Genomic DNA, 9,922 nt, shown 5'->3' with positions numbered 1-9,922 from the left:
ATGAAGAAGGTGAACAGCTAATGAAAGAGCGATTAAAAGACCCGTTCCTATAGGCTGGTTTTAGCGGATTGTTGTATCAGTTGAGGGATTGTCGTTCCTCAAGGTCTATGGGATTTAGGGCTGGACCTTATTAGCTATACCGGTATTGGTGTTGGCGTAGTGTCTGGGTATATTAATAAATGTAAAATCTCTAAGATTGTAATTCTAGTAGGTGCGTGCCGTTTCAAGGACAAACTTCTAAAGAATAGATTGAAAAATGTATATACATCTGATTTGATAAATCGACACATTTTTGTGGTGGGAGGTAAGAAAAGCAGGAGGGGCGGTGGGCGCATCCACCCTCTTCTTTTTTCCGAGTCTCATCCTTTCAACCACCTGGCCCCCAAGGACCACCGGGATCAGTAGGTTCAGTAACGATTATACCTACGGTTCAAAGATATTTTTATACCGTAGCTACAGATATTCAGGTCCCTGTAGTCATTCCGGCTACTGAATTTACCGATGATAGTGGAGTACCAGCAAGTGAGTTTACAAACTTCGGACAAAGTAGCTACAGTAATCTTTATATTAATGGAATATTACAAGAAGGCAGCGTATATAGCGTTAATCCCATCGCTCTAGCTATTAATCCAAATGGCAGCACTATTTTTGCGGGTGAACCTATTATCCTTGAAATCGTTAAGCTTTCTGCTCAAGTGCTTCTTTAAAAATGGTGTAACACAACTAAGGGATATTCCTTTTTCTTATTTTTGATGAATGTGTTGTATTTAACCTAAATTTATAGAGGGCATTTACTTGTTAAATCTTGTATATGCTCTATCAATGATTCAGTAAATATTAGCTTAGGGAATAAGAAGAAAAATCCCCATAAACTAAGTTGTTAAATGTTCAACTTGTAAATTGCATGTTTATACCAAGTCATTTGCCGTTCACGAGGTAGAGTAGAGAGAATAGATTGTAGTAACGGAAAGGAGTTTCCTCTTAGGGGTTTCTTCAAAAAATCCGTAATTGTAAAAAGGAAAGGAGTGAATAGGCATGGCTATTATTAAACCCTTTATAGCTGGGAGAAGGTTTGTTTCCACAGTAGGAGCTGGAACAGGTACAGGTGCCACATTTTCGATTGCTGCTACGGCTTTCACTAATGATACTGGCGCGGCTGCTACGGCTTTTCCTGCTTCATTTGCATATTACGATCTCTACATTAACGCTATGGTTCAAACAGCTGATACTTCAAGTGTTACTACGACTGCGATAACAATTCCTAATGGTGACACACTTGATCCAGCAACTCCTATTATCGTTGAGTTTATTGTCACTTAATCAAAGCTTATTTGCCGTAGTATTGTACAAGCATCTAAGCAACATATTCAAGAGCTACAGGGAGTACTTTCTCGAGCTAATCTCCAATAAAGAAGGTGAAACGAATGAATTCATTTATGGAAAATTTAAAGTTCGGGTCTAAAGCGCTCCTTTGTGGGAAATAATCGCAATGTAAGTTTTTTCTCCTTCTATCCTTCCTTAATGGGGAGGGTTTTTTTATTGTTTGTTTTGAAAGACAAAAAATGGTGCCTAAAAAAACAACAACTTTTTTAAAGTATAAGGGAACGATATTGCTGTTTACATCTTTGGTATACAGGAGGAAAAGTAAATGGATATGTGTCATTACTGTGGATATCCAATGGAAAACATACATCGCATTACTCTTTATAAAGAGAACGAAGAAGTCAATGAGTTGTTATGTAAGGAGTGTTATGTCGAATGGTTAGAATCCATAAAGGGATAACACTATAATAAAAAAATTGTAGTAAGGAAAAGCACTTCCTTCCCTATGAAGGCATAAAATAATCAAGGAAGTAAAAATCAGAGTGTCTTCTGCAAAACACAAAGGGGCTTATGGCCCCTTTGTGTATTTTATCAAAAGACATTATCTGCCATTATCATTATGCAGAAAAATAATTATGGTGCAATACCATTAAAAGGCGAATAAATATAATGTTAAAATCCAAAATAAATAAAGAAGTTAAATAAACTTTACTCCTTTATTTCTAACCGAGCCTCTCCCCTTTTTCCTGTCCAAGAAAAGGAGAGGCTATAATTGCAGGCATATTAAGTTCATTTCGTGAATGGTTACTTGGTTCAAGGGTAATTTAAACCAAAATGAGGAATTAAGGAAACGAAAGATATGGTTACTGTCAGTAAAGGGAGGAAAGGATTCGAGCATACTGTTTCAAGCGGGAAGCAACGAGGTATTTCTCAGTTAGGGATTTATTGGTGATTATACCGACAAATAGGAAATGAGTGAGTTGAAAAAGTTCGGCGATTATGGCCGGTTTTCGTTTGCCCACTGACCATAATTTTGACCACATACTCATTTTATTGTGGTTATTTTTTTCCTTTTCTTTTTACAAATTCCCGGTTTCCTTAGACATATTTAATACTATCTTATCCTTTTTTCTGTATTATTCCGCAATTACTATTCAGGGAGGATAAAGATAACTGATTTTTAGGAGAGAGAAAACGCTTGAGATATCAGGGTTTCTCTCTTTTTTGTTATAAGGAAACCCGGAAGCGGTAAAAAACAACGAAAACCTAGGCATAATCGTCTAAAAAATACACGCGAACGTAGTATTTCTTTTTTCGTTAGCAGAGCTTTTAATAACATAAGCAAGTCCTCATTTGATTTACACATTTATTTCATTAGTTTTGAACTTAATAAGAGCTACAAATTTTTCTGCTAGATAATTTTGAAGCAAAAGAATAACAATATCCCCCAAGAGTGCTACAACAAAATTAATCAAAGCCTTCGTGAATTTAGGCGTAATAAAGGAGCCCCATTTGATTAACCTCATAATAAACACTTCCTTACAGTTTTTTATATTATATTTAGACCGATCAACAACTGTGTCTGTTTTTATTAAGGAAATTGAAAAAAAATAACATAAAATTGACAATAACAAAATAAAATGTTGATAAAACGTCAATGAAATTGCGTATTCGTTATCACAAATTTTTTATATTTAGGGGGGATGGAAAAAGGATTTGGTGGATTTTCATATCAAGTGTCAGTTCCGAAAACCAAAAAATATTCATGTAGGGAGAAATGATTATGTTTCGATTTATGAGATCTCCAATCGGTATTGTAATTGGTGTTACAGCAATTCTTATTGCATCACCTAAAGCAAGAGCAGGTATCCGTAAAATGGCTGTGAAAACAATATCGGCCTTTCCAGGTAAAGAAGAGGGGGTCTGGGATGCAACTTCTGAATTGAAGGAACAATTACCAAGAGCTCGAGGAGCCGTACGTAAAGCTGCTGTCAAAATGACTGTGCCTATTTTAGGTATCGTAGAAACTGTTCAAGATACTATTACTAAGTTTCAAAATAAATATGTTTCTGATGTAAACACCCCTCCTTCTGAGCAAGAAATAGATTATGAAAGTTCTTCCGGAAGTTCCCATTACAAAACAAAAGATTAATAGATTTATTTCTTTAATCTACTATAAGGGGAATCATGATGCAGACAATTCCATTCAAAACTAGATTTATTCGGCTCCTACCAGGAAGAATCCGAATAGAGATCCATAGACTTAAACATAATGAGAACATGGCAAATTTGATCGTGGATCGGTTTAGACAGGTAGAAGGAATTTATAAGGTGAGTACCTCTACAGGCACAGGAAGAGCGCTCATTACTTATGATGACAACAAAATTTCTCTACATAAAATTTGCCGAATCATTCAGTCTATCGAGGAACAAGTTACGGACGGAATGACTGTTCATACCAATGAAGAAGTTAAAAATGAAATAGACGTCACAGCAAAAATGACTGAAGAGGGGGAATTATATAATAATTTATCTGGTATGATTAACGGAGAAATTCCCATGCATCCCCAAATTACTCTTAAAGAGATTGATGATAAGGCATCAAAAGAGCGGGTACCTATTCCCTTGGCACTCTCTGTCGTTGGATTAAGTGCTTTGGGTATCAAACAACTGTTCATGGGTAGATCGACTTTAGCAAGAAGCCCTAGTCTCTTTTATTTATCAGGATGTGTGTCAGTTTTGACAGGATACCCCTTTCTTAAGCGCGGTTTTCGGCAATTGGTTGCCAACAAAAAATTGAATCCTGATTTATTGCTTGGTGTAAGTACACTGGCTCTTGCCCTAGTTCGGGAGAATGTCGTTGTGTTGGCCGGGCTTAGCCTATTAAACTATCTGAATTGGAAACGAAGTCAGACAAACATAAATGAAATAAATGCTGATTACAAAGAGCAGCAACTTTCACCAGAAATTAAGTCGTATAGTGAAAAGCAATCAAAATGGGGGATGATTCTTGGAGGAGCAACATGGGCCTTAACCAGAAATCCTCTACATGGAATGGCTGTCCTTTTGGCAGCTAATCCGCGACCAGCTATTACGTCTGCCGAATATGCGTGGGGTCAAGCAAATCTCATATCAAAGGAAAGAGGCTATCTCATTCCAAATGGCGGGTCATTATCCCAATTATCCCGCACAAAAACAATTTTATTTGATGATACATCTAGTATTTTCAAAGCAGAAACAAAAGGGATACGCTGTATCTCCAACCAAGGGAGCGAAGATCAAGTATGGTGTACAGTTGCTTCACTTATGAAGAAAAGTGCCCATACATGGAAAGAAGAAGTGATTAAGAAGGCAGGTCAAACAGGCCGAACTTTGCGGAATGCTTTTGGTGTTGAAGTAGCAGAACAAGGCATTAAGGGTAAAATTCAAGGTTTCAAGTTTTTCTTCGGAAGCAAAGAGTTTGTTCAGCAAAATGGTGTGAATACCGATGAGTACCATCTTGAAGCAAAGAGATTGGAAAAGAAAGGCTTCACTGTGCAATTCGTCGCTAAGAATAAGAAGTGCCTAGGGCTATTGATTGGGCCGGGAGTAGACTTTACTTCTGAATTTGCACAAATAGCTGATTGGCTATCAGAAAATAAGTGGAAGGTAGGTGTCTTGCGAAATAGCTTAAATATTAGTAGTGAGACACTTGCAAGCAGCGGCGTGGATGGAAGCTGGCTTTATGATTACGCACCAAAACGTGTAAATGCTATACGATCACAGGGAGAGGAAGTTTTATTTGTATCGAGAAATAACGATCAAATCAGTGATACACTTCCCTTCCAAGTTCCGACCGTTTCTTTTAATAATGTAACAGATATCTGTCGATCTACGGAATATGCCAATCGAATAAATGGATTGGTGCATCAACATTTTCGCATGACTAAGACGTGGAATTTTATCGGGGGGCTCTTAGCCGTATGGTCTGTTTTCACGGCACCTGTTATTGCCTTAATGGCAAATGCATTTTCATTAACATTGTTATCCAGAACTATGAGAATTAGTGAAAAACTTTTTTCACCCAAGGAAATGTCGAAGAGGAATGACTCTCGATTAATGAAGCCTGATGTGCCCTCTAAAGATATTTCTACCAAAATGGAGAACATCCCATGGCACACAATGACCCGGGAAAAAGTTATGAGTCTATTTAAAGTTCATGAACAAGCAGGATTAAATAAGAGTCAAGTAAAAATGCTAAGAAACCAATACGGACCTAATCAGATTGAGCCTAAACAGTCTATACCTTGGTTTGTATCGTTCACGGGGCAATTTAAAGAGTTCACGTCACTTATTCTGCTTGGCGCAGCCGTGTTATCTGTTTTTTCTGGCGGTTTGTTCGATGGATTAGCGATGGGAACAATTCTCGTTGGGAATGCTGTAATAGGTACACTCCAGGAACGTAAAGCCGAAAAAGTTGTGGAGGCACTAAACCAATTCCGCTCTCCTATTTGTAAAGTGATACGAGAGGAAAAGGAAGTAGAAATATCGAGTACAGAACTTGTTCCAGGCGATATCGTTTGTATCGAAGCCGGGGATCGAGTACCTGCTGATCTTCGCCTCATTCGTTCTTGGAACTTAGAAGTTAACGAAGCGACGTTAACAGGTGAATCCCTGCCTGTTGAAAAGAACCCCCATGCCCTTGAGCAAGATTGTCCATTAGCAGAGCGGAAAAATATGCTCTTTATGGGTACTTCTGTGACCCGTGGAAAAGCTATTGGCCTTGTAGTAACAACAGGAATGCGCACAGAAATGGGGTACATGATTTCCTTGATGAAAGGTGAAGAAATGGAGGCCACACCTTTGCAGCAAAAAGTGACTTCCATTAGTAAAACGTTTATTAAGGGAGCTTTAGCAGCAGGCGGACTCGTACTATTGGCCGGTGTACTTCGGGGCCTGCCAATTACCCAAATGATCGCGACTTCAATTACGCTTACGGCTTCAGCCGTACCTGAAGGTCTTCCTATTATGATTACGATTGCCTTAAGTGCTGGTATTTTTCGTATGCAAAAGCAAAATGCACTCGTTCGTAGACTTTCAAGCTTAGAAACGCTTGGTAGAACAACGGTGATTTGTTCAGATAAAACCGGAACCCTCACCAAAAACGAAATGACGGTAAAGGTCGTTGCTACAGCCAATCGTCTATGGAGCGTAACAGGGAATGGATATGAACCAATTGGAACCATTGCTGAGAGGTCCTCTCTTGAAGTGGCGGCAACGCTAGATACAGGAATTGAGGATAGCGATTCTGATAAGAATGTAAATAACCCGTTAGAAAATCCCGAATTAGCACGTATCCTTCAGATTGGTGTTCTCTGTAATAATAGTAAATTAGAACAACAAGAGGGCAAGTGGATCGTTAAAGGTGATCCGACAGAAGGATCTTTACTAAGTTTGGCTGCCAAAATGGGATTGTGGCAAGAAGATATGGCCTATTGGGAACGCTGCCATGAGGAACCGTTTGATTCGGAGACTAAAATTATGAGTGTAGTTTGTAAAGATTCGAATTTAGATCAAGATTATTATCGGCTTTCCAAAGGTTCTGTAGAGGCTATTCTCAGTCGTTGTAAATGGTATCAAGAGAACGGCAAGATTTACCCATTATCCGATAAGGAAAAACAAATTATTTTACAGCAAAACGAGGAGTTTGCTAAAAGTGCACTGAGGGTATTAGGATTTGCATACAGTCAGAACCATTCGGAACAAAATGAAGTAAATGAAGACGATTTAATTTTTGTTGGATTAGTAGGAATGATCGATCCGCCAAAACCCGATGTGGAGAAAAGTATTCGTGAAGCCAATGAATTAGGTGTGAAACCAGTGATGATTACGGGGGACCACCCAATTACTGCTATTTCTATCGCTAAACAGATAGGGATTTGGAATGGACAGGGGAAAGTTTTGACAGGAGGGGAAATCGATCACTTAACCGATGAAGAGTTAAAAGAAGTAGTAAAGGATACCTCTGTTTTTGCTCGTGTTACCCCTGCTCACAAATTGCGAATTGTAACCGCCTTTCAAGATTGCGGGCAAATTGTTGTGATGACTGGGGATGGCGTAAATGATACTCCGGCTATTAAAAAATCAAATGTCGGTATTGCTATGGGTCAGACAGGAACAGAAGTGACGAAAGAAGCAGCCGATATGATCTTAAAAGAAGACCATATTGGTTCTATTGTAGAAGGTGTAAAAGAAGGCAGAACGATCATCGGCAACATCCGTAAAGCAATTGGATGCTTATTAACAGGTAATTTAGCGGAAGTTCTCGTTACTAGTGTAGCAGTTATAGCCGGATTGCCGATCCCATTGGTTCCGATTCAAATTTTGTTGATGAATCTTATAACTGATGCCTTACCTGCCATGATTTTGGCTGTCAATCCTGGGAATAAAACAAAGCAAACAAAACAACAAGATATTGTCGATAAGGAATTGTATAAAAAAGTTGTTACACGTGGTGTGCTGCTTGGGGCGGGTTCACTAGGTTTGTTTGCCGTGAGTTTAGCAGGTGGGGCTCCTCTTGCTGTGGCTCAGACATCAGCTTTCGCTGCTTTAGTTGCAGGTCAACTCATGCAGACTTTCTCTTGGAGACAGGAAGGATCAGAAGAAACCGTTCGTGATTGGACGAAAGATCGCTTTTTTGTCACAGCATTAGGAACCTCTTGGCTAGTCTTATTATCGGCCATATATGTTCCACCTTTAGCGCGTGTATTCCATACAGTTCCATTAACATTCACACAGTGGATACCTATCATTCTTGTAGCCGGGTCGGTATCTAAGCTTTCAAAACCTATTATTAATCTAATCTCTCGTAAAATGACCGGTTCTGTATATCCAGTAATCAATGAATCTGCATTACTAAAAACAGTATAAAGGGGTAAGAAAATGATTCGAAGAATTATTATAGGATCTACTTTAGCATTAGCAACCGTCGCTTTACTGCCTGTAGTTAGAAATACACTTCGTCCCCTTGTGGCGACGGGAATAAGGGAAGCCAAATCTACATTGGAAACAATCAAGGAGGAAATGGAGGATATTGTTGCTGAAGCTAAACTAGAAAGAATGCAAAAACAATTTGATAAAGAGCTTGCCGAGAGCGATATAGAAATTGATCAGACGAAAGGAAAAAGCGCAACTATCGCTTTAGTTCCTAAGGCAAACAGTACACTCCATCCCCTCGTTGATGCAGGGGTAAAAAGTGTTAAATCAACCTTTGAAACTATCAAGGAAGAAGTCAGAATGCAAAAGCAATTTGATAAGGAGCCTCTCGATATAGAGCAGGAGAGTATTAGTGAACAGGAAGTATCGAGTACTGAGAAGATAACGAATGAGCAAGAGGCAATAAGTAAAGAGGAAACCATTCATGTACAAGAGTTTAACAATAAGGAGGAAATAAAAAGTGATTCCTAAAATTATTGAAAATGATGTTGATTATCATTTAGAAAAAGCGCTGGAACATTTTGAACAGGCATTGGACCTAAGTGTAAAAATGGCTTCCCAAGATAAAACGATTCAAAAGGAGATTTCTAGTAAAATGGGAACTTTCACAGGTGAGATCTTTCGCTCTGTTCGTGAAAAGGGAAAGGCCAATCGAATGAATTTAATGAAATGGTTTTCTCTGCCGCGCTTTTAAAAAACGAAACTGCTATCAGAGTGTAGTCTGTATCTTCCACTGATGAAAGGTTCATTTTATTCGGCAAATCAATGTTCTCAATACGGAGTTGAAAAATGTGAGAGGGTGATTGAAAATGACAGCGTGGATAATGGTGCTAGCTCTTACAATCTCTTCAAGTATTGATAATTTAGGTGTAGGCATTTCTTATGGGATACGTGGCATTCGTATTAGTCACTTATCCAATTTGATTATTTCGGTTATTTGTTTTCTCTTTAGTGTGGTAGGAATATACTTCGGGCTATGGCTATCTAAGATTCTACCTGGAATAATGCCTGTTGTTATCGGCTCCTTTTTATTAGTAGTTATTGGCCTTCGGATCATTTTATTAGCGATCCCTCGTAAACAAGAAGTTTCTGTAGAAGAAGTCGAATATGAAGTAGTTGCGACACATACAGATGTTAAGAGCAAAATAAAAGACCTAACGAATGCCTTTGGAAAATCCGGAAGTATTGGATTTATAGAATCCATTCTTCTCGGGATTGGTCTTTCAGCAAATGCACTAACCAATGGCTTAGGAGCTGGCTTGCTTGGTTTGCCGCCTATAGCAATATGCGTAGCGGCTTCAATTGGTAGTTTCGTAACAGTTTGGGGGGGAGTAGCTTTAGGAAGAAAAATAGCCCATATTCGAATTGGTAAGTTTACTGTGGGACAGTTTGGTACACTTATAAGCGGAGCTTTACTATTGTTCATTGCATTTGCCGCATTCTTTGATTGATCCGGTTTTCGATCAAACCGAGTCATGTTGTGTAAACTAACAGGCTGAAATATAGATGAGACAGAAAAAATCCGATTTGACCTCCATAAAGGTTAAATCGGATTTCTAGTTTTTAAAGTATATTCATATTAAAATGGTCTTATATCACGCCTGTTGATTATCCATAAGGTGGA

The 9,922-nt window shown here is 38.6% G+C and carries 7 protein-coding genes; all 7 read left to right on the top strand.

Annotation, left to right across the window (positions count from 1 at the left end; all coding sequences use genetic code 11):
• The first annotated feature begins 416 nt into the window (after positions 1-416).
• The 7 genes from HMPREF0083_RS30285 (at position 417) to ytaF (ending at position 9,749) form a co-directional block, all read left to right on the top strand.
• The gene (locus HMPREF0083_RS30285) at positions 417-707 is read left to right on the top strand and encodes a DUF4183 domain-containing protein (protein ID WP_081696177.1); all 291 of its coding nucleotides are present in this window, start codon (positions 417-419) and stop codon (positions 705-707) included.
• Positions 708-1,035: 328 nt separating this feature from the next.
• Positions 1,036-1,320 carry a DUF4183 domain-containing protein gene (locus HMPREF0083_RS24710; RefSeq protein WP_021624696.1) on the top strand — a complete coding sequence of 95 codons (285 nt, stop codon included), beginning with the start codon at positions 1,036-1,038 and terminating at the stop codon, positions 1,318-1,320.
• Between the two features lie 1,786 nt (positions 1,321-3,106).
• The gene (locus tag HMPREF0083_RS24705) at positions 3,107-3,475 is read left to right on the top strand and encodes a hypothetical protein (RefSeq protein ID WP_051354797.1); all 369 of its coding nucleotides are present in this window, start codon (positions 3,107-3,109) and stop codon (positions 3,473-3,475) included.
• 38 nt (positions 3,476-3,513) lie between these two features.
• Entirely contained in the window at positions 3,514-8,232 is a 4,719-nt protein-coding gene (locus HMPREF0083_RS24700; protein ID WP_040304991.1) for a cation-translocating P-type ATPase, read from the top strand.
• Between the two features lie 12 nt (positions 8,233-8,244).
• The gene (locus HMPREF0083_RS29575) at positions 8,245-8,769 is read left to right on the top strand and encodes a hypothetical protein (protein ID WP_021624689.1); all 525 of its coding nucleotides are present in this window, start codon (positions 8,245-8,247) and stop codon (positions 8,767-8,769) included.
• Positions 8,759-8,992 carry a soluble NSF attachment family protein gene (locus tag HMPREF0083_RS24685; protein ID WP_021624688.1) on the top strand — a complete coding sequence of 78 codons (234 nt, stop codon included), beginning with the start codon at positions 8,759-8,761 and terminating at the stop codon, positions 8,990-8,992. The genes HMPREF0083_RS29575 and HMPREF0083_RS24685 overlap by 11 nt, the downstream gene beginning before the upstream one ends.
• Before the next feature lie 115 nt (positions 8,993-9,107).
• Positions 9,108-9,749 carry a sporulation membrane protein YtaF gene (gene ytaF / locus HMPREF0083_RS24680; protein ID WP_021624687.1) on the top strand — a complete coding sequence of 214 codons (642 nt, stop codon included), beginning with the start codon at positions 9,108-9,110 and terminating at the stop codon, positions 9,747-9,749.
• Positions 9,750-9,922 lie beyond the last annotated feature (173 nt).

The organism is Aneurinibacillus aneurinilyticus ATCC 12856, from assembly GCF_000466385.1.
Lineage (GTDB): Bacteria > Bacillota > Bacilli > Aneurinibacillales > Aneurinibacillaceae > Aneurinibacillus > Aneurinibacillus aneurinilyticus.
The sequence above is the reverse complement of the archived record's forward strand: the minus strand, read 5'-3'. Positions and strand labels throughout refer to the sequence as shown.